We start from the raw sequence: 22,815 nt of genomic DNA, 5'->3' as shown, positions 1-22,815 counted from the left end.
CGCCCCTGGAGGGGTGGAGGCGGGTGGAGCGTCGCGGGTCAGGTGGAGGACGGCTCGACGATCATGCGGCCGGCCATTTCCATGTGCAGAGCATGGCAGAACCACTGGCAATAGTACCAGTGCACGCCCGGACGGTCGGCGGTGAAGGTGACCGAGGCGGTCGCCTGCGGGCCGACTTCCATGCAGACGCCGTAGTTGGTGATGCTGAAGCCGTGGGTCAGGTCGTCGATGTCGTCCATGTTGGTCACATAGACGGTCACCTCGTCACCCTGCTTGACCGTGAACTCCTCCAGCCCGAAGGCCGGGGCACGCTGCCACATGTAGACGCGGACCTTCTTGCCGTCGCGGATGACCTTGGTGTCATCCTCCAGCACTACGCCGTCCTTCTTGGCCTGCTGGCGCGCCTCTTCCCACATCGGGTCGTTGCGGTCATAGACCGAGCGCGGGTTCACCTTGGAGCGGTGGACGATCAGCGTGTCGTGCGGCTCGGCGAAGGTGGGGCCGTCATGCACCAGCTTCATCTCGTCGCCGGAGATGTCGATCAGCTGGTCGTTCTCCGGCTTCAGCGGGCCGACGTTGAGGAAGCGGTCCTTGGAGAACTTGTTCAGCGACACCAGCCACTTGCCATCGGCCTCCTTGGTCTCGCCCATGGAGGTGTGGTTGTGGCCGGGCTGATACTGGACGTCCAGCTTCTGGACGATCGGGTCGACCTTCTCGCCCTTGTAGGCACGCCGCGCCTTGTCGATGTTCCACTTCACCAGCTGGCTGTCGAGGAACAGGGTGGTGTAGGCGTTGCCGCGGCCGTCATAGGCGGTGTGGAGAGGCCCGAGGCCCAGCTGCGGCTCGGCGACGACGACGTCGCGCGGCTTGATCTTGTCGTCGAACAGATCATCCAGCAGGCGCACGTCGAACACGGTGACGGTCGGCGACAGCTTGCCGTTCACGGTGACGTGGATGCCGTCCGGAGCGGCGTTGATGCCGTGCGGGTTGGCGGGCACCGGGATGTAGCGGGTGAAGGCGCTGCCGTGGCGGCCGTCGACCACCGGCACGCCGTTCACCAACGGGATCTTGCCGGACTTCACCGCCTCGTCGATGCGCTTCAGGTTGAAGACGACGACCCAATCCTGCTCGGCGCTGGTCATCTCCGCCGCCGTGACGCCCTCTTCGGAGTCGTAGCAGGTGGAGAAGGCGTATTTGCCCTGATAGTCGGCGTCGGTGTTGTCGAGGTTGCCGTCGACCCAGACCTGCCACGCGATCTTCATCGTGTCGCCGTCGATGGCGGTGAAGTGCGACTTGTAGGCCTTCGTGTTGGTCAGGTCGCGGCCATCATTCGGGGTCGGCACGCGCTGTTCGCCGTTGGCGAAGACATAGCCGGTGCGCGGGTAGCGCTGCGGACGCAGACCGTGGATGGCGGCGGCGTTCGGGATCTCGATGATGGTGTCGGTCTTCATGATGTCGCAGCGGATGCGCGCGACACGGGTATTGGCCTTGTCGTTGATGAAGATGTAACGGCCGTCATAGGTGCCGTCGGTGAAGGACATGTGCGGGTGGTGGGCGTCGCCGTTCAGATAGATGCCGCCGCGCGTCTCCAGGAACTTCTTGGTTTCCGGGAGCATGTGCTCGGTCAGGATCTTCCGGCTTTCGTTGGTCATGCCCCAGCCGGTGGCGGAGCAGCGGTTGAACACCGGAATGCGCATCAGTTCGCGCATCGACGGCAGGCCGAGGATGCGGACTTCGCCCGAATGCCCGCCGGAATGGAAGGCGTAATATTCGTCGAGATCGCCCGGCTTCACCTCGGCGTTGAGGTGGCCGGCCTGGGCGTTGGCCGCCAGGGCTTCGGTGGCACCGAACAGGGCGCTGCCCGCGATGCCGCCAGCGGTCGCACCGCCGACCGCGCCGGTCAGCCCGGCAAGCGCCGCGGCCTTCGCCGTTCCGCCCAGTAGAGCACGGCGGTTGACGCCTGCCGTGTTGTTGGTCTCACTCGACATAGTCTGCTCCTTCGCTGACCCCGCTTTTGGGGTTGTCATGAGACCCGTTGCGACCGGGTCCCGTTATGGGGATGAGGGGATGGCGGTCAGGACTGGTGCGGCCGGATCGTCAGCCGGCCGGTGGCCGGATCGGCGGTGGACACCGTGCTGCGGGAGGCGGCGCCTGCGGGGGCGGGCTGGGCCGCAGCCGCGGCCGCGGCTTCCTTTTCCGCCGCCAGCCGGGCCTCGGCGGCCTGCCACTTCTCGCGCTTCTGCCGCTTCTGGATCATGACCGGGCATTTGTGGTCGTGGTGGTAGAGCATCTGGCAGTGCAGGCACTGGATGCATTCGTTGGGGTTGATCGAGCCGTCGGGGTGGATGGCCTGGACCGGGCATTCGTTGCCGCAACGCTGGCAGGGGCTGCCGCATTCCTTGTAGCGGCGCAGCCAGTCGAACATCCGCAGCCGGCCGGGGATCGCCAGCGCCGCGCCCAGCGGGCAGAGATAGCGGCAGAAGAAGCGTTCGATGAACAGGCCCGCCGCCAGCAGCGCCACGGCGAAGGCGACGAACCACCAGTCGCGGACGAAATGCAGGATGATGGCGGTCTTGAACGGCTCGATCTCCGCCGCCTTCTCCGCGGTGCCCAGCGATTGCAGCGACAGGGCGAACAGCATCAGGAAGATGATGTATTTGATCGGCCACAGGCGCTGGTGCAGGCCGAAGGGCACGGTGATCTGGCGGATGCCGATCTTCTTCGCCGCCTTCGACAGCAGTTCCTGCAGCGAGCCGAACGGGCAGAGCCAGCCGCAGAAGGCGCCCCGGCCCCAGAACAGCAGCGACGCCGCCACCGAGAACCACAGGATGAACACCAGCGGGTCCATCATGAAATAGTCCCAGCGGAAATCGGTGCGCAGCGCGTTGGCGAAGGTCAGGACGTTGACAACCGACAGCTGGGCCGTGGCGTACCAGCCGAGCCAGACCAGGGTGAAGACCAGATAGGCCGTCCGCACCCGCTCATACAGCGCCGGACGCTTGGTCAGCTGGTCCTGGAAGAAGAAGATGCCGGTCAGCAGAAGGATGGCGACGGACAGGATGGCGACATCGACCTTCCGGTTCTGCCAGATGCGCTGCCACAGCGGCGTTTCGGCGGCTTCCTCCGCCTCCGCCGCACCGGCGGCCTGGATGGCGGCGCTGTGGCTGGCGGATTGGGCGGACGCCGGTGCGGCGGCCGATGCCGGGGCCGGGGCCGGAGCGGCCGGCTTTTCGGTCTTCAGGAACTTGTCGGGCGGCTGGTAGCCGAGGTCGAAGGTGACGAACACCTTGTCGAGCGCCGCGATGGCGCGCTGGACCAGCAGCTGCAGGCGCCAGGAGTCGGCCGGGTTGAACTCCGCATTCTCCGGCAGGACGAACAGGCCGATTTCCGGGAAATCGGGGGCGCCGGCGGCGGCGACGCTGCCCAGGCGCTTGTGCATCTTGTCGCGGAAGCGGACGGAGCCCTCATGCTGCACCAGTTCGATGCGGTCGAAGATGCCGCCGCGGACATAGCCCGAGCCTTTGAAGGAATAGCGCCCCTGCCCAGCCACCAGGATCGCCTGCTGGCCCGGCTTCAGCTGCTTGGTCAGGGTCTCGTACTCCGCATCGCCCAGCAGCGAGCGGCCGATGGTGGGAATGGTCACCAGGGCGGCATAGAGGTCGATGAAGGTCTCGTCGGGGCTGCCGGCCTCGGCGCGGGCGATGGCCTCCGCCTTGCCGGTCTTCTCGAAGGCGGCGTTCACCTCCCCCACCGTCAGGGTCAGCCGGCGCACCGATCCGTCGCCGATCAGGGTCGCCCAGTCCTCGACCCCGGTCTTCGACAGGTCGATGGCCTTGGTCACGACCGGTTCCGCGTCCGTCCCGCCCTGCCCCAGCGACTGCATCACCTTCTTGCCGGAGCGGATGATGGAATCGCCGATGACCATCACGGTCACCGTCGCACCCGACACGATGTCGACCGGCGGGCTGGCGGCGCTCTGGCTGGCGAGCTGCAGCACGTTCTTGCCGACATAGCCGTTGATGAAGCCGTTGATGCGGGCCGGCGGGATGCCGATCAGCACGATGGGCTCGTGATGGTCCATCAGCCGGGCGCCGGTCACCGTGCCGTCCGCCGCCAGCCCGACCACCACGTCGATCGGCCGGCCCGAATAGCCGGTGGTGTTGACATAGTCCGACGTCAGAAAGGCGTGGCCCACCACGGCGTCGCCCTTGTAGACGGGGACGGTGGGGGCGTTCGGGGTGGGCTTGCCGAAGCGGTCGGCGCCGGGGACGAGATCGGAAGGCTGCAGCTTCGCCAGATAAGGCAGCAGCCGGCCGCTCTCGGCCGCCTCGGCCGCGGCAATGCCGGTCAGCAGCAAAAGGACGGCGACAAGTGCCGATCCCACCCAACGTTGCAAACGCGTGAACCTCACGACGGCCATCCTCCGGCTTTTGCCAATTGGCTTCGGTGTTTCCGGCGGATCAAATACCCAGCCAGCGCGTAAGGACTTGACCAAGGTCAAGAGTTCGGCGGATCGCCGTACGAATTGCGCCAGATCAACAACTTTTGGCTGGGGTTGTGATTTGGCCCGAGAAATACCCTCTCTGGCTGTGTGGCTTCCTTTCTCCCCAGAAGTGGAGGGGGATGGGGAATTACTCGCCTGATGGCATACTCCCTAGGGGCAGTGGGCTGCTGCGAGACGTTTCCAGCAATTTGCGGTTGGAACGGTCAGCCCGAGATAAAGCGGAAGGCCACATCCCATGAGCGCAGCCCGGCAAGGCAGCCCAGCCCGCAATGTCGATGCCTCCACCTCTGCCGACCCGCGCCCGCCGGTTGACCAAGGCACCCGCCGGCGCGAGATCGCGATGTTCCTGCTGCTGGCGGTGTTCATCTGGCCGGTGCTGTCGATCGCCGTGGTCGGCGGCTATGGCTTCATCGTCTGGATGTCGCAGATGATCCTGGGTCCGCCCGGTCCGCCGCCGGTCTGACGGAGGGACCGTCCCATGGCCGATGATGGCTTAGATGGTCGATCCATAGACCGGGGAAGGCGGGGCCTCCTGCGCGGTCGGCCGGCGGCAGGGCCGGCGCCGATCCACCCCCCCTGGTCCCGTCCCGATTATTTTACCGCGCTCTGCACCCGCTGCGGCGCCTGTGCTGCGGCCTGTCCCGAGGCGATCCTGCGGCCCGGCGACGGCGGCTATCCCGAGGTCGATTTCACGCGCGGGGAATGCAGCTTCTGCGGCGCCTGCGCCGATGCCTGCGCCGAGCCGATCTTCGACCGGACGGCGCCGCCCTGGGCGTTGCGGGCGAGCGTCTCGCCATCCTGCCTTGCGGTGCAGAGGGTGGTGTGCCGGAGCTGCCAGGACGCCTGCCCGGAAGGGGCGATCCGTTTCCAACCGGCGGCCGGCGGGGCCGCCCATGCCCGCATCGACGAGGCGGCCTGCACCGGCTGTGGCGCCTGCGTCGCCGCCTGCCCGTCCGGCGCCGTCACCCTCACCCACCAGACCGCCCCTCACAAGACCGGGAGCCCAAGCCATGCCGTTCGATGACATCACGGGATTGGGGACGAGCGCCGAACGGCATCTCGCCTCGCTGCTGCTGCATGTGCGGCCGGACCGGCAGGCGATGGTGCGCGCCGCCATCGCCACCCTGCCCGGCACCGAACTCCACATCGAACAGGCCGGCAAGATGGTGGTCACCGTCGAGGGACCGCATGAGGGCTGGATCGCCGACCGCATGACCGCGCTGCACCTGCTGGACGGCGTGTTCTCCGCCGTCATGGTCTTTCACCACATCGACCGGGGGCACATCGACCGCACGGAGGTGGAGGCCGCCGAAGGGAGCTAGCCCTGCCCTGCCCTGCCAGCCGGATCCGAACACCAGAAGAAGAAGGGGGATGCCCATGTTGGACCGTCGCGACTTCATCAAGGCCCAGGCGGTGGCCGCCGCTGCCGCCGCCGGGGGCATCAGCCTGCCGGCCGCCGCACAAAGCTCGCTGGTGGCGGGCGAGGACACCGCGCTGAAATGGTCGAAGGCGCCCTGCCGGTTCTGCGGCACCGGATGCGGCGTGATGGTCGCGACTAAGGACAACCGCGTCGTCGCCACCCACGGCGACATGCAGGCGGAGGTGAACCGCGGCCTGAACTGCGTGAAGGGCTATTTCCTGTCGAAGATCATGTATGGCGAGGACCGGCTGACCCAGCCGCTGCTGCGCATGCGCGACGGGCAATATCATAAGGAGGGCGAGTTCCAGCCGGTGTCGTGGGACCGCGCCTTCGACGAGATGGCCCGCCAGTGGAAGCGGGTGCTGAAGGAGAAGGGGCCGGAGGCGGTCGGCATGTTCGGCTCCGGGCAATGGACGATCTGGGAGGGCTATGCCGCGACGAAGCTGATGCGCGCCGGCTTCCGCACCAACAACCTTGACCCCAACGCCCGCCACTGCATGGCGTCGGCCGCCGTCGCCTTCATCCGCACCTTCGGCATGGACGAGCCGATGGGCTGCTACGACGATTTCGAGAATGCCGACGCCTTCGTCCTCTGGGGCTCCAACATGGCGGAGATGCACCCCATCCTGTGGACCCGCGTCACCGACCGCCGGCTGGCGCACCAGCATGTCAAAGTGGCGGTGCTGTCGACCTTCGAGCATCGCAGCTTCGAGCTGGCCGACATCCCGATGATCTTCACGCCGGGGACCGATCTGGCGATCCTGAACTTCATCGCCAACCACATCATCCAGACCAACCGGGTGAACAGGGAGTTCGTCGAAAAGCACTGCAACTTCCGGCTCGGCCAGAAGGACATCGGCTATGGGCTGCGGCCGGAGAATGTGCTGGAGGTGCGGGCGGCCAACGCCAAGGACCCGACCGATTCCAAGCCCATCGATTTCGACGCCTTCGCCAAGTTCGTCAGCACCTACACGGCGGATTACACGGCGGAGCTGACGGGAGTGCCGAAGGAGCGGCTGACCGCGTTGGCGGAACTGTATGCCGACCCGAAGACCAAGGTCATGTCGCTGTGGACCATGGGGTTCAACCAGCATGTCCGCGGCGTCTGGGCCAACCACATGGTCTACAACATCCATCTGCTGACCGGGAAAATCTCCCAGCCGGGGAACGGTCCTTTCTCGCTGACCGGGCAGCCGTCGGCCTGCGGCACCGCGCGCGAGGTCGGGACCTTCGCCCACCGGCTGCCTGCCGACATGCAGGTCACCAACCCGACCCACCGTGCCCATGCGGAGGAGGCGTGGAAGCTGCCGAAGGACCTGCTGCCGGGCAAGATCGGCTATCACGCCGTGCTGATGGACCGGATGCTGAAGGACGGCAAGCTGAACGCCTACTGGATCATGGTGAACAACAACCTGCAGGCGGCACCGAACAGCGCCAACGAGACCTATCCCGGTTACCGCAACCCGGACAATTTCATCGTGGTGTCGGACGCCTACCCCACCGTCACCGCGTCCGCCGCCGACCTGATCCTGCCGGCGGCGATGTGGGTGGAGAAGGAAGGCGCCTACGGCAACGCCGAACGCCGCACCCATTTCTGGCACCAGCTGGTCACTGCACCGGGGGAGGCGCGGTCGGATCTGTGGCAGCTGATGGAGTTCTCCAAGCGCTTCACCACCGACGAGGTGTGGCCGGCGGCGGTGCTGGACGCCAACCCGTCCTATCGCGGCAAGACGCTGTTCGACGTGCTGTACCGCAACGGCACCGTCGACCGCTTTCCGCTGTCGGACGTCGATCAGGACTATGCCAACGACGAAGCCAAGCATTTCGGCTTCTACGTCCAGAAGGGGTTGTTCGAGGAGTATGCCGATTTCGGGCGCGGGCACGGCCATGATCTGGCGCCCTTCGACACCTATCATCAGGTGCGCGGCCTGCGCTGGCCGGTGGTGGACGGCAAGGAGACGCGCTGGCGCTACCGCGAGGGCTACGACCCCTTCGTGAAGACGGGCGAGGACGTGCGGTTCTACGGCAACCCGGACGGCAAGGCCAACGTCTTCGCCTTCCCCTACGAGCCGCCGGCGGAGGCGCCCGACCATGACTTCGACCTGTGGCTGGTGACGGGGCGCGTGCTGGAGCATTGGCACAGCGGGTCGATGACCATGCGGGTGCCGGAGCTGTACAAGGCGATGCCGATGGCCCTGGTCTTCATGCATCCCGACGATGCCAAGGCGCGGGGCTTGCGCCGCGGATCGGAGGTGAAGGTGGTCTCCCGCCGCGGCGAAATGCTGACGCGGGTGGAGACGCGCGGGCGCAACAAGCCGCCGCGCGGCGTGGTGTTCGTGCCGTGGTTCGACTCCGCCCGGCTCATCAACAAATGCACGCTGGACGCCACCGACCCAATCAGCAAGCAGACCGACTTCAAGAAGTGCGCCGTCAAGATCGTCGCTGCCTGAGGGAGGAGTTGAGCCATGCGACCCCATCACCTTGCCGCGCTGGCGGCTCTGCCCTTCCTCGTGCCGGCGGTTCTGTCGGCGCAAGGTACGCCCGCGCTGCGCCTGGACTCGCCGTTCCGGCCGCCGGTCAATTTCGTCGAGCAGAACCCTGCCCCGCCGATCCCGCCGGACGTCACCGACGACCGCCGCGTCGCCCGCAATTACCCGGAGCAGCCGCCGGTGATCCCACACAATGTCCGTGATTACCAGATCACGCTGAACAACAACCAGTGCCTGACCTGCCACAGCCGCCGCTTCACCGAGGCGGTGCAGGCGCCGATGGTCAGCATCACCCATTACGTCGACCGTGAGGGCCAGACGCTGGGCGCCGTGTCGCCGCGGCGGTATTTCTGCATGCAGTGCCATGTGCCGCAGACCACGGCCCAGCCCATCGTCCCGAATACCTTCAAGGATCTCGACAGTCTGGTCAGCCGGCCGTCGGACCGGGGGGATCGTCGATGAAACCGCGGGTTCCGGTGTCGCTGAAAAAGGCGTGGCAGACCTTCTCCCGTCCCAGCCGGACCTTCAGCCTGGGCTTCCTGACGCTGGGCGGCTTCATCGCCGGCGTGATGTTCTGGGGCGGCTTCAACACCGCGTTGGAGGCCACCAACAAGGAAGCCTTCTGCATCGGCTGTCACGAGATGCAGGCGAACCCTTATGAGGAGATGAAGCAGACCATCCACTTCACCAACAGGTCGGGCGTGCGGGCGACCTGCCCCGACTGCCATGTGCCGCATCAGTGGACCGACAAGATCGCCCGCAAGATGCAGGCGTCGAAGGAGGTCTGGGGCAAGATCTTCGGCACCATCGACACGCGCGACAAGTTTCTGGCGAAGCGCCGCGAACTGGCCGAGCATGAGTGGGCGCGGCTGAAGGCGAACAACTCGCTGGAATGCCGCAACTGCCACAGCGCCGATTCGATGGACATCACCAAGCAGGGGGCGCGGGCGGCGCGCATCCATGAACAGTACCTGTTCACCGGGGAGCGCACCTGCATCGACTGCCACAAGGGCATCGCCCACCGCCTGCCCGACATGCAGGGCGTGCCGCCGGGTTGGAGCGAGGCGTCCGACAACCCGCAGAAGCCGATCGGGCATTGGCTGGCGAATGCGGGCGGGGAGGGGAGGTGATCTGAGATTCCCTCTCCCGGGGCGGGAGAGGGCGATTTTGGAAGAGTTCAATCCTGGTCGGAATCCGACCACCCTTCGCGCGGTGGTCGGATTCCGACCAGTCTTACTTTCCGGCTCCGGCCAGGATGGCGTCGATGGCGGTGCGCATGTCGGCCAGCGCCTGCCGGTCGGTGTCGGACAGCGGCTGCGGCTTGGCCTGAAGTTCCTGCAGCATGTCGCGGGCCTGGAAGACCGGCTTGGAGACGCGCTTGGGCAGGGCGCTGGACGCGATGCCGGCGGGGACGCTGACCGGTTCGCGCCTGGGCTGGGCGGCGGCCGGGGAGGGCGGGGAACCGGCCTCGGCGCGCTTCAGCTTTTCCCAGGCGCGGAGCTGCTCGTCCTGGTCGTCGATGGCGGCCAGCGCCTCCAGCTTCGCCTTGGTCGGGCGGAGCAGGGGATAGTCCTCGCGGATCGCCGGGGCCAGACGCTGGAAGGACAGCATCATGGTGACGTAGGTCTTCTTGCGGCCGAGCGCCTCGGCAAGCTGGCGGTGGGAATAGCCGTGCCGTTCGGCCAGTCGGGCCAGCGCGTCGGATTCCTCCAGCGGGTTCAGGTCGCTGCGCTGGAGGTTTTCGACGATGGCGATCTCCTCGTCGTCGTCACCGGTGAACAGGATGCCGAAGATGGTCTCCCGTCCCAAGAGCCGCATCGCCCGCAGCCGCCGCTCGCCATAGACCAGCTGCCAGCTGTCGTCGGCCGTCTGGCGAACGCCGATCGGTTGTTGCAACCCGTGACGCTCGATGGAGGCGGACAGCCCGCGCAGTTCCTCCTCGTCGAACTCGCGGCGCGGCTGGTTCGGGTTGGGGGCGATGCGGTCGACCGGCACCTCGACCAGATGCGGCGCGTGGCGGCTGAGGCCGAACAGCGCGTCCTTCATCCTTGCGGCTGCGGTGGCGCTCTGCGCCGGCTTGGTTGCCTTGCCGAGAAGACTACGCGACACGGTCGACCTCCTTGATGCGGGCGGTGCGTTCCTCGACCAGGGCGGAGGCGACGTCGCGATAGACGGCGGCGCCGGCCACGTCCGGCATCGCTTCCACCGCCGCGCGGCCGACCGAGGTCGCCTGGGCATAGACCGACGCCTTCGGCACCGGATCGAACACCCGCAGATGCGGGCCGTACTGTTCCTGGATCTGCTCCAGAACCTCGCGGTCGTTGCGTTCCCGCTGCTTGAAGATGGTCGGCACGATGCCGAGCACGCCGAGCGCGGTGTTCATCCGCCGGCGGATCTTCGCGACGTTTTCCAGCAGGAAGGCCATGCCGAGCAGGCTGAACTTCTCGGTCTGGCAGGGGATGATCGCGGTGTGGGCGGCGACCATGGCGTTCTTGGTCAGCTCGCCGATGTTGGGCGGCGTGTCGATGACGATGAAGTCGAAGCTGCGCTTCGCCGCGGCGATCTTCTCCTTCATGATGAAGTCGCCACCGGCTTCCTTGCCCAGCTCCACCTCCGTCTCGGCAAGCCGGATGGAGGAGGGGGCGACGCGCAGGCCGCTTTCCGGCACGGTGACCAGGATGTCGTCCAGTTCCAGGTCGCCATGCATGACGTAGTAGAGGGTCTTGCCCTCCGTCTCCATCGTGTAGGAATCGATGCCGAGATGCTGGGTGGCGTTGGCCTGCGGATCGCAGTCGATCAGCATGGTCGAATAGCCCTTCAGTGCCAGGGCCGAGGCGATGTTCACCGCCGACACCGTCTTGGCGCAGCCGCCCTTCTGGTTCGCCACGACGACGACCAGTGCAGGGCCGCCCAGCCTTTCCGGCTCCGGCCCGGCGATCTCGCGCGTCATCAGCGCATCGACGGCCGCCGGGATGCGCTCCGCGTCGTTTTCCCAGCGGCTGATCTTCTGCTTGTCATAGCGGCGCTGCAGCCGCCCGTTCAGCCAGACGGCGAATTCGGACTGCGACAGTCCTTTCGCTTCCCGTTGGGTCCGCAACTCCTCGCCCTTCACCGTCCCCTCCCCAGCATGAACAGGGCCGGAGGGTAGGGGTAGATGCTACAATGGTCAAGGAGGCCGTTGGGAGAGCGTGGCGGCAGACCTTCCAGAAGACGTGGTCCGGCCGGCACGGAGCGCCTCCACGGGGCTTATCCCGTCGAACTCGCCGTCCGCGATCTGCCGCCAGGCCCTGAGCATCCAGGGTTTTCCACCGGCAGGGTCGCCCACGCACAATTGTTTGACCAAGATCAAGACTCTCGGACCCGGTTTCTCCGATGCTTCCGACGTCGGGACCCACACGGCTCCCGGTCTCGATTTCGAACAGGGAGACCCTTCATGGCGAAGCTTCTGGACGGCAAGGTCGCCGTCGTCACCGGCGGCAGCAGCGGCATCGGCGCATCCATTGTCGAGCGCTATCTGGCCGAGGGTGCCAAGGTCGCCGTCTTCGCCCGCAGCGTCGGGGCGCTTCAGGACCTCGCCGCACGGAACCCCGATCAGGTGCTGGCCGTGCCCGGCGACGTCACCGTGCGCGCCGACCTCGAGCGACTGGTCGCGGCGACGGTCGAGCGCTTCGGCGGGGTGGACGTGGTGGTGCCGAACGCCGGGGTCGCCAAGGTGGTCTCCTTCGCCGACAGCGACGAACAGGCCATCCAAGAGCAGTTCTCGGTCAATTTCGTCGGGGCGCTGCAGACCGCGCGGCTGTTCCTGCCGCACATGCGCCGGGGCGGCTCGATCGTCTTCGTCACCACATTCCTGGTGCAGGTCGGCTTCCCCGGTCTGGCGATCTACAGCGCCAGCAAGGCGGCGCTGACCTCGGCGACCAAGACACTGGCGGCCGAACTGGCACCGCAGGGCATCCGGGTGAATGCCGTCGCCCCCGGCCCGATCGCCACGCCGATCTGGAGCAAGGTCGGCCTGCCCGAGGACGTGCTGGGCCAGGTCGCCGCCACCGTCACGGCCCGGTTGTTCCCCGGTGCGTTCGGCGCCCCGGAGAGCATCGCCGACGCGGCGCTGTTCCTCGCCTCCGATCAGGCAAAGAACATCTACGGCCAGGAGCTGGTGGTCGACGGCGGCTATACGGTGGGATGAGCAACTGTCTTGTTCATGTGTTGGTGGGAATGGCTGCCAGTGCGTCACGGACCCGAGCGTTGAGAATTGTCAGCATTTTGTGGATGACAGCGACGACGGCGACCTTTCCCGGCTTTCCGGCGGCTCTGAGGCGCTCGGAGAAGGCTTTGAGGGTTGGATCATATCGCATGGCGGTTAGTGCGGCCATGTAGAGTGCGTTGCGCAGTCCAAGGCGCCCACCGCGGATCATGCGCTTGGCGTCGCTCTTGCCGCTTTGGCGGGTGTAAGGGCACACCCCAACCAATGCGGCGATCTTTCGCCGGTCGAGCCTGCCCAGTTCAGGCAACTCGGCCAGCAGGGTGGCGACCGTGACCGGGCCGACTCCCTTGATCGAGTGGATCGGCTTGGTCACGGCGGTCCAGGCCGGATTGGCCTGGATCTGCTTGGCGATCTCGTCGCTGATCCGCTCGATCAGCGTTTCGAGCCGGGTCAGCAGGCCGCGCGTGGCACGGCGCAGGGAGGTGCTGGTCAAGCCACGCAGTTGATTATCCAGCGCGGTCTTCTGCTCGATCAGCTGGCGGCGCCAGCGCACAGTCTCAGCCAGCCGCTCGGTGGCTTGGTCGAAGACCGCCGGGGTGGTGGTGAAGGTCTGGGCGAAGCGGGCGATGACGCGGGCGTCGATGGCGTCGGTCTTGGCGAACTGACCGGCGGCCTCGGCGAAGCGGCGCACGCGTACCGGATCGAGGATGGAGACGGTATAGCCCGCCTCGGCGAACTTGCGGGCGCAGCCCTTCTCGAAGCCACCGCTGGCCTCCAGGGCGATGGTGATCTGGGCCGGCTCGCCGTGGCGTTCCAGCCACGCCATCAGTTGTTTCCAGCCCTGCTCGGTGTTGTCCACGCGCCAGGAAGCGTTGCCGGGCAGGAGATGGACATCGAGAGCGTCTTTGCTTACATCAATGCCGACAAATATGAGAAGAAGTGCCATTCTTCGGATCCCTTCCTTGCCTGTTCGGCGGTCGTGCCAGGCAACTGTTCGGGCGTGGAAGACGGCGGAGCGGTCCCAAGCTCATCCGCGGCCGGCCAGGGCCAAGGGTTTAGCGGGTGCCGCTCCACCCTGGGGGGTGGGGCATGCCCCACCCCCCAGGGCTTCTTCTCTAGCAAAATTCAAAGACACAAGGGTTCCTCGGCCCGCAGCGCCACGCCGGCGGTGCTGACGCCCTTTTGGAGCGAAATGCGGTAGACCGAATCCGGCGCGCACCCCGTCTCGGCGGCGATCGCGGCTTCGGTCTAGCCGCGGTCGTCCCCACGGGGCACCAGCCCGCCGGAGCGCGCGCCGAATGGTCTGCTCCGAGCACCCCGTCCGGGACCCGCCTCTCCGTCCCGACCGGTCAGACTTAACAGCGCCGCGCGGTGCCGGACAAGGCCGGCGCCACGATCGCGACATTCACCGGCCGACGCCGTGCACCAGCATGCGGCGTAGATAGCCATCCCCAGAATTGGAGATGCCGCCCAGGCGCTCCTTGCCACCGCTCGAATTTTGCCGCGGCTCCAATCCGAGCCAAGCCGCCAAGTGGCGCGCTGAGGTGAAAGTCTTCGTATCACCGATGGTGGCCACCGGCGCCGTCGCAACGATCGGGCCGATGATCGTGGGCTGCATGGGAAGGAACTCCGTATCCAGAGGGGCGATCCCCTTCAGCTGGTGTCACTCACCAGAAACGGGGAGCGTCTATCCCATCTAGCCTTTCAGAACAATCGACCATCCACCGCAATCGCAAATAAATAAGTTTTCTAAATATTTTCGATAAACAGGGAAATATTTGCAACCCCATGAAATACCTTTAAACCATTGATTAAGTTATAATGTGTCAATTTTCTTCAGATGCTCCAAGCCGTGACTCACAGGATGATACGAGTGATGCAGTTCAGTAATGTGAAAATTTTTGCCAAGATTCTTGTCCTGGTGATTCTGATGTCAGCAGTTACTGCTGTGATCAGCGTGATGGGCGTACGAGCGCTTACGACACTCGATCGGGACGCCGGTGAGATCGAGCAGGCTGGCCGTGAGGCGCTTACTGGCGCGCGCGCCAACCGCAACGTGGTTGGTCTGAATCGCGCAGAATACTACATTGCCGCCGATCCCTCACGCGCTGGGTTAAGTGAGGCGGAGAAGGAGGTCGCCGCTCAGCGGCGCGAACTCGAACAGCGGCTCACCGTTCTGAAGAAGACCGCCGACACGCGACAAGCGGAGTTGCTCAGCGTCATCGATGGGGCCTATGCCTCCTATCTGAAGGAGCTGGATGATACAATCGTCCAGGCCCGCAATGTCGGGGACCAGATTAGTATGGATGCGGCGCGCAAAACTGTTCTCGACTCTGTTACGACGTCGCGAACTGCCGCCAACCAACTTCAGGCTGCCATCAACGCTTACAACAGATACACCGACGACAAGGCAAGTGCCGTTTCGCAGAACGCCAGCATCAATGCCCAATCTGTCCACAACATGCTGATTGCAGTGGCGGTGCTGGGCATTCTCAGCGGTATCGTCGTCGGTTTGCTAATCGCCCGATACGGCATCAGCCGTCCGATCAGCGCGTCGGTCACCAGTCTGCGCGGCCTCGCCGACGGCAACCTGAACGTCGATATCTATGGCGTTGGGCGCAAGGATGAGATCGGCGATATCGCTGGCACGATGCAGGTCTTCAAGGAGAACCTCCAACGTGCCCGCACCATGGAAGAGGAAGCCAAGCAGGCCGAGCAGCGCGCAATGGCAGAGAAGAAGCGCGCCATGAACGAGTTGGCCGACAGCTTTGAAGCCAGCGTGCAGGGCGTGGTCAGCACCGTATCGTCCTCTGCCACCCAGCTTCAAGGAAATGCCCAGAGCATGTCCTCGATTGCTGAGGAAACGACACGTCAAGCCTCCTCTGTGGCCGCGGCAACCGAACAGGCGTCCAGTAATGTCCAAACCGTCGCGTCAGCGGCCGAGGAGTTGTCCAGTTCGATCGCTGAAATCGCTCGGCAGGTAGAATCCGCCGCACACATCAGCCGCACTGCGGTGGATGAAGCGCAACGTACCAACGCCACCGTGGAGAGCCTCGCCCAGGCTGCCGAGAAGATCGGTAGCGTGGTGCTGCTCATCCAGCAAATTGCCAGCCAGACCAACCTTCTGGCGCTGAATGCTACAATCGAGGCGGCTCGTGCTGGTGAAGCGGGCAAGGGCTTCGCCGTCGTGGCGTCCGAGGTGAAGAGTCTCGCCAACCAGACCGGGCGTGCCACCGAGGAGATCGCCAGCCAAATACAAGCGATCCAAAAGGAGACGCAGGGTGCTGTCAGCGCAATCCGGGGCATTGCCGACACGGTTCTGCAGGTGAACCAGATCGCCGCGACCATCACCTCGGCGGTGGAGGAGCAGACCGCCGCCACCGGCGAGATATCACGCAATGTCCAGCAGGCGGCACAAGGCACCTCTGAGGTCTCCCGCAGTATTGTTGGTGTCAATGAAGCCTCCAATCAAGCCGGTCAATCGGCCTCGGAAGTCTTGCGAGCCGCCAGCAACCTCGGACTTCAGGCGCAGACCCTGCAGTCGTCCGTAGATGAGTTTGTCAAACGCATCAGAACTGCATGAAGTTTGTCAAAGGATTAGAGGTGTGATGCTCGACCGCCTTTAGGCGGTCGATGCTCTGTAATGTAGGCGAAACATAAGCTTCCGCGCTGCCGAAGAGTCTGGTTATAATCAGGCCACAGTCACGTCGAGGCGTTGATTCTTCTCTCGTGCTTTACGAAGAAATTTAAGAATGTCTTTTTTACTGAACTGCTCTGCCGCGGCGCTTACGTATAGGATATAGTAGATCTGCCTTTTTTCCATCGATACACGCCCCCTTTCTTACTCATTCACCATCTTCCAGACACTTGGCGACACCGACTCGCAGGGCGTTGAGAGCCTCGTCGAAAGCGAAGTCTTCAATGAGCCGTGCGACGGCGTCGGCATGGTGGCCGAGAACCGAACGCAATTCACCCTCATGTGCGTGAAAGAGGGTGCTCGCCGCCATATCATCAGCCGCAAGCAGTGCCTCAAGGTCCTTGATGACCACACGCATGCGTGATCGGTCGACCGACGACACCATGGCTTCCTGCCCGGACGCCGCCGACAGCGCCAGCGCGATCGCGGCTTTCAGCGTCTCTACGCTCTGCCCGACGGCTCGAGCGCGCGCCATGAGCTCGTTCTGTGAACCGGCACGGGGTTTGGACGCCGATCGGCACGGTAATCTACTGAAAGTATGAGATCCCTTGGGGTCCTACCTGCGTGCTGTTTCACATCCTGACAGCTTTGCGAGCACCCAGCGCAATTATCACAATGGCATCGGTAACATGAATCCACGACTTGCGCTGCGGCAGCAACCAGCCGTCGAGCTTTCAAAGGAGGGGTATGCTTGGCTCATCCAGCATCTTGAGAACGCCTTCAACCAGCACGGCACCATATCGGCTGAGGAGATGGCGCAGCTTGATTGGCCGGAGATACCGGGCAACGGTGCGGTACCAATGTGGCGCCCTGCTGGGGTGGATGACTGAGGATCATGAGGCCCCACGAGCTGTAGAGGCCCGTCTCCCCGAACTGTGATGCTCCTTGGCGGAGAAATCTCTATTACGATTACGCGATTACCGGCACCCCATAACGGACAACAGCCTGATCGGCCGACACAAGCGTCATCCCCTCGATCTGCGCCTGCGCCACCAAGGCGCGATCGAACGGATCGTCATGGTGGCGCGGCAAGCCCCCCGCGGCGACCCCATGGGCAGCTGTCAGATCGAGCACCTCAATGCCCATCTCCGTCAGCAGGGCGTCCAGCCGCTCGAGGGGAAACGGAAGCCGTCCCAGGGCACGCTTGATCGAAATCTCCCAGACGCTGATGGCGCTGAGGAAAACCTCGTTGTGGGGGTCGACCACCGCGACAGCGGCGGCCGTAGACAGGCGTTCGGGCTGGCTGGTCATCCAGACGAAGATGTGGGTGTCGATCAGCAGTCTCACGGCTCTTCACCTCTGAAGGCCCGCGCCATGCTTTCGGGCAGCGGGGCGTCGAAATCCTCGCCCAGCACCACCTCGCCCTTCAGCAGGCCGAGCGGCCGGGGCGTCGTCCGACGGCGCAGCGGAACCAGACGGGCCATCGGCCGGCCAGCCTTCGCGATGACGATCTCTTCGCCGGCGGCAGCGCGGTCGACCAACTGCGACAGGTTGGTCTTGGCCTCATACAGGTTGACGGGGTCCATGACACATCTCCTTGGTCAAGACTGACCAACCATAAGGCATGTTGCTGGTATTGGTCAATCTTGACCAATACCGGAGCGGGTGTGGATCGGCGTCCAACCCTAGCCGTGCGGACCAAAAAGTTATGTCATTGACTCGGTGAGATAATTTCTTGTGGTAGGTGCCCCTACATAGACACCTGCGGAACGATTTCCTTCAGCAAACCAATGGAATAACCGAATACGAATGCCGGCCGAGATTGAACGCTGATCCACAGGGGATAGAAGTGAAGAGCCGGGATTGAGATGTCAGAGCGGGTCGATGATCACGCCATGGCGCGGGAGTCATTCCAGCCGGTGGTAGAGTCATGTCAGAACCCGGATGGCGGATATGACATTCCGATACGATATTGTACGCCTACGTGAGAGTCGAACGGCGTGCTATCTACCTTGGAGAACCATGCCGTTAGGGGGAACTATGCGTACGTTAGCCGCCATCGTCGTTGCACTCGTCTTGTCTGGATGCGCGGTCGCGTCTGGCACCAAGATCACGGACGGTGAACTCTCAGCACTCAAGCAGCAGAACGCGACCGTCGAGCAGGTGATCGCGCAGTTTGGACAGCCCGCTTCGTCTTCAACGCTGCCTGACGGCTCAAAAGATGCTGTCGTACAGCTATAGTGAAACCAATCTTGTCGGCAACCAGTTTCCTGGGAAAATGGCGTTCGCGCATCTTCGTTTCTCAAAAGGCGGAAAGCTGGTGAGCTTCCAGACCAACGAGATGAACACCCGTCAGCCGAATCAGCGGATCGTGTACTGATTGTACTGGCCGGAGCTGCTCTCTCCGATCGTCACTGCGTCGCTGGCAGTGGCACTTGATCTCCTCGGAGACTCAGTAGCGGAAGAATCGACGCTATGGTGCGCCGCCGCGTCGTGGGCATCGCCATGCCGCTCGGGTGCCACAGCGTCCGCGCCCGTGGGATCACCGCCGATCTGGTCAAGGACGGCACGCTGGAGACCACTGCCGTCCTGACCAACCACACCTCCACCCGCACCACCCAACTCTACGACCGCCGCGGTGGTCGGGTCAGCCTGGACGAGGTCGAGCGTATCCGGCAGATCCTGGGGATGCTGGCTGGACTGGTCCGAGGCCGACACAGCGGCCCCTTCAGGAGGTTCGGTCGCCACGGTTCGCTGCAGACCGCTTTGAGCAGACACTGCCTTGTGTCCAGATATAAGTTGGATCACAATCCAACTTACAGCGAATTTCTGGAATAAGTTGTCTCATGATCCCACTCAGCCTCATGACCCCTGGGGATGTGACACGGACCGTGGCCGCCCGCGCTCGCGCCCGGCGGGTCGCCCTTGGGCTCACCCAGCAGGAGGTTGCCGACCGCAGCGGGGTCAACATCTGGACGCTGCGGCGGTTCGAGGCCAGCGGCAAGCTGGCGTTCGACGCGCTGATCCGCGTCGCCGTCGTGCTCGACGCGATCGAAGAGTTCGGCGCACTGTTCTCGGAACCGGAATTCCGCAGCCTCGATGAGGTGATCGAGCGGCCGAAGCGCCAGCGGGGCAAGCGCCGGACGGTGGTTCGATGAAGCATGTCGGCGTTCTGGCGGTGTCGCTGCGTTGGGGGGAAGGCGACGAGGAGGCTGTCGGGCGCTTGGCCGCCCGCGACGGGAAAACCTATGTCGAATTCGACGATGCCTTCCTCGCCTCCGGCCGGGTGCTGTCCTGGTTTCTGCGAACCCCGCGCCCAGGCGTTCTGCAGGGGCCGGACGCGCCGTTCTCCGGCCTTCATGGTGTGTTCGACGACAGCCTGCCCGACGGGTGGGGGCGGTTGCTGATCCATCGCCGAGCCGCTGCCAGCAAGATCAATCCCCTCTCTCTGACGCCCCTCGACATGCTGGCCTGCATGGGGGAGTGGGCGATGGGAGCCCTGGTCTACCGGCCGGAGACCGAGGAGCCCGTGGATACTGGCGCCATCGATCTCGACCGGATCGCCGCACAGAGCCGCCAAGTGCTCAAAGGGGCGCCCGAGGCGCTCTTCCCCACCTTGCTGCGGGTGGGCGGCTCCCCCGGCGGCGCCCGGCCGAAGGCGGTGGTTTGCCACGACGATCGCAGCGGCGATCTGATCCATGGCGCCCTGGTGGCGCCGGAGGGCTGGTCGCACTGGCTGGTAAAGTTCCGCGGCAAGGAGGATCCGGCGGACATCGGTCCGATCGAGCAGGCCTATGCCGAGATGGCGCGCACCGCCGGTTTGACCCTGCCGCCCACCTGTCTGCTGCCGAGCGGAAGCCCAAAGACGCCCGCCTACTTCGCCGCGCAACGGTTCGACCATGTCGGTCCGGCCGGCCGGCTCCACCTCCACGCCGACTTTCGGCAGCCGAGCCTGGACTACAAGACGCTGATGATCCTCACCTTCCAGCTCACCAAGGATCATCGGCAGGTGGTCGAGATGTTCCGGCGCGCCGCCTTCAACCTGTTCGCCCACAACCGGGATGATCACGGCCGCCAGTTCGCTTACCTGATGGACCGGACGGGCCGCTGGTCGCTGGCGCCGGCCTACGACCTGACCTATGCGGACGGCCCCGGAGGCGAGCATTCCACCGCCATCCTGGGCGAAGGGCGGGATCCCGGCGAGCGGCAGCTGCGGGCGATGGCGGCGGAGTTCTCCCTTCCGCCGGCCGACGTCACCGGCATCATTGACCAGGTGCGCGGCGCGGTGGACCGCTGGCGCGAGTTTGCCGAGGACAGCGGGGTGGGGCGCACGTCACGCAGCCGGATTGGGTCTGTGATCGCGCCGCGGCGGACCGGTCGGAAACCCTGACCGGAGGTGCCGCGACAGGCAGTCCCGCTGTCCTGCGGTGTCGACGCAGGGGACGAGCCGGCCGTTGGCGATGAGGTCCTGGGCCAAGCCAGATGAGATCATCGACTTTCCGCCCCCCGTTTTTCCTCGGAGTATCCTGTGAATTCAAACAGGCGGTTTGGGGAACGCCGGCACCTCCTCTGCGGCCTGTTTGACCTTCAGAGTCATCCGTCGCTTCTTAAATCAGGTCTGCAGGGTTCTTCGCGCGAGGATTGTAGGTGAACTGCTTGATTTTGGGCTCGCCAGCGTCCGGTTTGGAGACCTGCGGCGCGTGTGCTGGCGGGTCGGGCAGCGGTGCCACAGGGGGCGTGCGCAGGCGCTCCTTCGGGTCCCTGGCCAGGATCAGCGAGGACACGTAACGCCAGAATTGTGAATAGGACATATCCAACTTTGACGCGTGTCTGCTGTAGACGGTCTTCACCGGCCAGCCCTGCTGCAGCTCAGTGCGGATCGCGTCGATCCTGGCTAGGAAGAGGGCGCGTCGATCACCCTTCCGCCGCTTTGCGGACTGCTGCTCAGCCATTCTTGCCTCGTCATTGTGCCGAGGAGGAGAACGCTAGCAACCCATGAAACTGTCTGCAACCATAAGAAATTTTCTGCAGTTATATGAAATCGTATGAAATTATATGAAATGGAGTCTGCGAAACTCTGCGAACCTTTGCGAATGTCTGCGATTTTGCCTCGGTTGGGATATGCCTTCGCAGAGTTTTGCAGAGGATTGCGGATAATTTCACTTTTGCGGATGGCAAGATATGTGGTGTAGGCCTACACGGCGAAGCCGTGTCGTCCCCCACCACCCGCGCTTACTCGCCCTTCGGGCTCGACACTGCTCTTGCTCTGCGAGGCCTACGGCGGCTGCCGCCGCTTTGAACGCCAGGAGGGAAATCCCGATGACAGCACCGACTGCGGGCGAGACCCGAGACCGGCAACGGCCCTTGAAGGTGTGGGTGAATGCGGCCGAGCGGGCGCGCATCGAGGCGCAGGCGGAGGCGGCCGGATTGTCGGTGTCGGCCTATCTGCGGAGTGTCGGGCTGGGGTATCAACCGCGCAGCGTGGTGGACCTTGAAGCGGTCGAGCGGCTGGCGAAAGTGAACGCCGACCTTGGCCGGCTGGGCGGCCTCTTAGAGCTTGTTCGTGGCAGGCGCATCCCTGGGAATGCTGATCAGGATGCCACTTTAAGCTGAATAGGGGTGTTGCGGCGGGGCGCGGTCTGGTAGGTCTGCGGCCCTTGCTCTGACCGCCTGGATATGCACTCTATGGGCACTGCAGTTCGTCTCGCATGCACCACACCAGCGTCCTGGGACGCGTTCTCGGATGTCGATGCTTTTGTCGAGGAGGTGCTGAGCGAGCTGACAGCGATGGCGGCCGACAGCAGTCACCCAACCCGTTCCGGGCCCAAGCCGGCGCTCACCGGAGCAGCGTTGCGCAAGGCGATCATGGCGATCTGGTGCGTGTGCTTTTGTGGCATGCAATGGCGCGCCATCGGTCAGCTCTCCGGCATGCCCTTCGGCACGCTGTACACCCTCTTCGCCCGCTGGACCCGGCTCGGGCTGTGGCGGCGTTTGCTCGACCGGCTGCGCCGCACGTGGCGGCTGGCCTGCGGCGATATGGCGGAACCGAGTGCCATCGTGAGCGACAGCCGCACCTGCCCGTCTGCTTCGAGCTGTTTTGCCCGCGGCGTAGACGGCGGCAAGAGGATCCGCGGCATCAAGATCCATCTCGCAGTGGAGAAGTACGGCATTCCGCTGGCAATCGATGCTGCGCCAGCCAACGTGCACGACACCAAAGGCATCGTGCCGGTGCTGCGGGAGATCGCTGGGCGCGGTTTCTAGGGACCGGCTATCGGCGATCTCGGTTATCGTGGCGAGCGCCTCGCCGACGCCGGGGAGGCGCTCGGCATCCCCGTCCAGCCGATCGCCCGCGGCCGCGACGGGATGTTCATCCCCACCGAAATCGCCTGGGTGGTGGAGCGCTCCTTCAGCTGGATCAGTCGCTACCGTCGATTGAACATTATCATCGACTGGACAAAGGACCATCTCGTTGCCTTCGTCCAGATCGCCTTCATCTCCATCCTCTCCAGGCGTCTGAAGCGGCTCATTCCCCAGGAAGTCAGCGCGTAATGCTAAGAACAA

The 22,815-nt window shown here is 64.6% G+C and carries 25 protein-coding genes and 1 pseudogene; 16 read left to right on the top strand and 10 right to left on the bottom strand.

Features of this window, described 5'->3' with window-relative positions; translation table 11 throughout:
* Positions 1 to 38: 38 nt before the first annotated feature.
* Entirely contained in the window at positions 39 to 1,988 is a 1,950-nt protein-coding gene (gene nosZ / locus B9N97_RS02065) for a TAT-dependent nitrous-oxide reductase (RefSeq protein ID WP_085082820.1), read from the bottom strand.
* A gap of 86 nt (positions 1,989 to 2,074) precedes the next feature.
* Entirely contained in the window at positions 2,075 to 4,420 is a 2,346-nt protein-coding gene (locus B9N97_RS02060; RefSeq protein ID WP_085082818.1) for a NosR/NirI family protein, read from the bottom strand.
* 319 nt (positions 4,421 to 4,739) lie between these two features.
* On the opposite strand from B9N97_RS02060, the gene napE reads away from it, so the two are divergent.
* The 6 genes from napE to B9N97_RS02030 are packed head-to-tail and all read left to right on the top strand — an operon-like array spanning position 4,740 to position 9,543.
* Positions 4,740 to 4,967 (top strand): periplasmic nitrate reductase, NapE protein, encoded by a 228-nt coding sequence (gene napE / locus B9N97_RS02055; RefSeq protein ID WP_085082816.1) that lies wholly within the window; start codon positions 4,740 to 4,742, stop codon positions 4,965 to 4,967.
* Positions 4,968 to 4,982: 15 nt separating this feature from the next.
* Positions 4,983 to 5,528, top strand: a complete 546-nt coding sequence (gene napF, locus B9N97_RS02050) for a ferredoxin-type protein NapF (protein ID WP_085082814.1) — start codon at positions 4,983 to 4,985, stop codon at positions 5,526 to 5,528.
* Positions 5,515 to 5,826: a chaperone NapD gene (locus tag B9N97_RS02045; RefSeq protein WP_085082812.1), complete on the top strand. Its 312-nt coding sequence runs from the start codon at positions 5,515 to 5,517 to the stop codon at positions 5,824 to 5,826. Before napF ends, B9N97_RS02045 begins: the two co-directional genes overlap by 14 nt.
* Before the next feature lie 55 nt (positions 5,827 to 5,881).
* The gene (gene napA, locus B9N97_RS02040; protein WP_109075756.1) at positions 5,882 to 8,374 is read left to right on the top strand and encodes a periplasmic nitrate reductase subunit alpha; all 2,493 of its coding nucleotides are present in this window, start codon (positions 5,882 to 5,884) and stop codon (positions 8,372 to 8,374) included.
* Positions 8,375 to 8,389: 15 nt separating this feature from the next.
* Positions 8,390 to 8,875 (top strand): nitrate reductase cytochrome c-type subunit, encoded by a 486-nt coding sequence (locus B9N97_RS02035; RefSeq protein WP_085082807.1) that lies wholly within the window; start codon positions 8,390 to 8,392, stop codon positions 8,873 to 8,875.
* The gene (locus tag B9N97_RS02030; protein ID WP_085082805.1) at positions 8,872 to 9,543 is read left to right on the top strand and encodes a cytochrome c3 family protein; all 672 of its coding nucleotides are present in this window, start codon (positions 8,872 to 8,874) and stop codon (positions 9,541 to 9,543) included. The genes B9N97_RS02035 and B9N97_RS02030 overlap by 4 nt, the downstream gene beginning before the upstream one ends.
* 103 nt (positions 9,544 to 9,646) lie before the next feature.
* Here the strand turns inward: B9N97_RS02030 and B9N97_RS02025 are convergent, their stop codons facing one another.
* Both B9N97_RS02025 and B9N97_RS02020 read right to left on the bottom strand, forming a co-directional pair.
* The gene (locus tag B9N97_RS02025; protein ID WP_244560502.1) at positions 9,647 to 10,522 is read right to left on the bottom strand and encodes a ParB/RepB/Spo0J family partition protein; all 876 of its coding nucleotides are present in this window, start codon (positions 10,520 to 10,522) and stop codon (positions 9,647 to 9,649) included.
* Positions 10,512 to 11,525, bottom strand: a complete 1,014-nt coding sequence (locus tag B9N97_RS02020) for an AAA family ATPase (protein WP_085082800.1) — start codon at positions 11,523 to 11,525, stop codon at positions 10,512 to 10,514. The genes B9N97_RS02025 and B9N97_RS02020 overlap by 11 nt, the downstream gene beginning before the upstream one ends.
* A 321-nt stretch (positions 11,526 to 11,846) precedes the next feature.
* Here B9N97_RS02020 and B9N97_RS02015 point away from each other — a divergent pair, with 321 nt between their 5' ends.
* Positions 11,847 to 12,599, top strand: coding sequence for an SDR family NAD(P)-dependent oxidoreductase (locus tag B9N97_RS02015; protein WP_085082798.1), 753 nt, complete (start codon positions 11,847 to 11,849; stop codon positions 12,597 to 12,599).
* Between the two features lie 13 nt (positions 12,600 to 12,612).
* Here B9N97_RS02015 and B9N97_RS02010 read toward each other — a convergent pair whose 3' ends face one another.
* Both B9N97_RS02010 and B9N97_RS02005 read right to left on the bottom strand, forming a co-directional pair.
* Positions 12,613 to 13,548, bottom strand: a complete 936-nt coding sequence (locus B9N97_RS02010; protein ID WP_085083272.1) for an IS110 family RNA-guided transposase — start codon at positions 13,546 to 13,548, stop codon at positions 12,613 to 12,615.
* A gap of 486 nt (positions 13,549 to 14,034) precedes the next feature.
* A pseudogene (locus B9N97_RS02005) lies at positions 14,035 to 14,220 on the bottom strand (transposase); the annotation flags it as partial.
* Between the two features lie 273 nt (positions 14,221 to 14,493).
* On the opposite strand from B9N97_RS02005, the gene B9N97_RS02000 reads away from it, so the two are divergent.
* Positions 14,494 to 16,200: a methyl-accepting chemotaxis protein gene (locus B9N97_RS02000; RefSeq protein ID WP_085082794.1), complete on the top strand. Its 1,707-nt coding sequence runs from the start codon at positions 14,494 to 14,496 to the stop codon at positions 16,198 to 16,200.
* Positions 16,201 to 16,462: 262 nt separating this feature from the next.
* Here the strand turns inward: B9N97_RS02000 and B9N97_RS01995 are convergent, their stop codons facing one another.
* The gene (locus B9N97_RS01995) at positions 16,463 to 16,789 is read right to left on the bottom strand and encodes a hypothetical protein (RefSeq protein WP_085082792.1); all 327 of its coding nucleotides are present in this window, start codon (positions 16,787 to 16,789) and stop codon (positions 16,463 to 16,465) included.
* 73 nt (positions 16,790 to 16,862) lie between these two features.
* Between B9N97_RS01995 and B9N97_RS34665 the strand changes: the two genes are divergently transcribed.
* Positions 16,863 to 17,144 carry a hypothetical protein gene (locus B9N97_RS34665; RefSeq protein WP_143266315.1) on the top strand — a complete coding sequence of 94 codons (282 nt, stop codon included), beginning with the start codon at positions 16,863 to 16,865 and terminating at the stop codon, positions 17,142 to 17,144.
* A 79-nt stretch (positions 17,145 to 17,223) separates the two neighbouring features.
* On the opposite strand, the gene B9N97_RS01990 is transcribed toward B9N97_RS34665, so the two are convergent.
* Both B9N97_RS01990 and B9N97_RS01985 read right to left on the bottom strand, forming a co-directional pair.
* The gene (locus B9N97_RS01990; protein ID WP_085082790.1) at positions 17,224 to 17,601 is read right to left on the bottom strand and encodes a type II toxin-antitoxin system VapC family toxin; all 378 of its coding nucleotides are present in this window, start codon (positions 17,599 to 17,601) and stop codon (positions 17,224 to 17,226) included.
* Positions 17,598 to 17,840 (bottom strand): type II toxin-antitoxin system Phd/YefM family antitoxin, encoded by a 243-nt coding sequence (locus B9N97_RS01985; RefSeq protein ID WP_085082788.1) that lies wholly within the window; start codon positions 17,838 to 17,840, stop codon positions 17,598 to 17,600. The genes B9N97_RS01990 and B9N97_RS01985 overlap by 4 nt, the downstream gene beginning before the upstream one ends.
* A 590-nt stretch (positions 17,841 to 18,430) precedes the next feature.
* Between B9N97_RS01985 and B9N97_RS34660 the strand changes: the two genes are divergently transcribed.
* From B9N97_RS34660 to B9N97_RS01970, 4 genes are all read left to right on the top strand, one after another.
* Positions 18,431 to 18,634, top strand: coding sequence for a hypothetical protein (locus B9N97_RS34660; RefSeq protein ID WP_143266314.1), 204 nt, complete (start codon positions 18,431 to 18,433; stop codon positions 18,632 to 18,634).
* A gap of 95 nt (positions 18,635 to 18,729) precedes the next feature.
* Positions 18,730 to 19,092, top strand: a complete 363-nt coding sequence (locus tag B9N97_RS01980; protein WP_085082783.1) for a site-specific integrase — start codon at positions 18,730 to 18,732, stop codon at positions 19,090 to 19,092.
* Between the two features lie 41 nt (positions 19,093 to 19,133).
* Entirely contained in the window at positions 19,134 to 19,412 is a 279-nt protein-coding gene (locus tag B9N97_RS01975; RefSeq protein WP_167393167.1) for a helix-turn-helix domain-containing protein, read from the top strand.
* On the top strand, positions 19,409 to 20,644 hold the full coding sequence (locus B9N97_RS01970; RefSeq protein ID WP_085082779.1) for a type II toxin-antitoxin system HipA family toxin: 1,236 nt from the start codon (positions 19,409 to 19,411) through the stop codon (positions 20,642 to 20,644). The genes B9N97_RS01975 and B9N97_RS01970 overlap by 4 nt, the downstream gene beginning before the upstream one ends.
* A gap of 217 nt (positions 20,645 to 20,861) precedes the next feature.
* Here B9N97_RS01970 and B9N97_RS01965 read toward each other — a convergent pair whose 3' ends face one another.
* Complete coding sequence (locus B9N97_RS01965; RefSeq protein WP_085082777.1) at positions 20,862 to 21,206, bottom strand: TraK family protein; 345 nt, start codon at positions 21,204 to 21,206, stop codon at positions 20,862 to 20,864.
* A gap of 367 nt (positions 21,207 to 21,573) precedes the next feature.
* On the opposite strand from B9N97_RS01965, the gene B9N97_RS01960 reads away from it, so the two are divergent.
* From B9N97_RS01960 to B9N97_RS01950, 3 genes are all read left to right on the top strand, one after another.
* Complete coding sequence (locus tag B9N97_RS01960; RefSeq protein ID WP_085082775.1) at positions 21,574 to 21,867, top strand: plasmid mobilization protein; 294 nt, start codon at positions 21,574 to 21,576, stop codon at positions 21,865 to 21,867.
* Positions 21,868 to 21,939: 72 nt separating this feature from the next.
* Positions 21,940 to 22,515: a transposase gene (locus tag B9N97_RS01955; protein ID WP_158282009.1), complete on the top strand. Its 576-nt coding sequence runs from the start codon at positions 21,940 to 21,942 to the stop codon at positions 22,513 to 22,515.
* A 102-nt stretch (positions 22,516 to 22,617) separates the two neighbouring features.
* Positions 22,618 to 22,803: a hypothetical protein gene (locus tag B9N97_RS01950; protein WP_244560501.1), complete on the top strand. Its 186-nt coding sequence runs from the start codon at positions 22,618 to 22,620 to the stop codon at positions 22,801 to 22,803.
* Positions 22,804 to 22,815 lie beyond the last annotated feature (12 nt).

The organism is Azospirillum oryzae (assembly GCF_900177515.1).
Taxonomy (GTDB): domain Bacteria; phylum Pseudomonadota; class Alphaproteobacteria; order Azospirillales; family Azospirillaceae; genus Azospirillum; species Azospirillum oryzae_A.
This window is presented reverse-complemented; position numbering and strand designations above follow the sequence as displayed.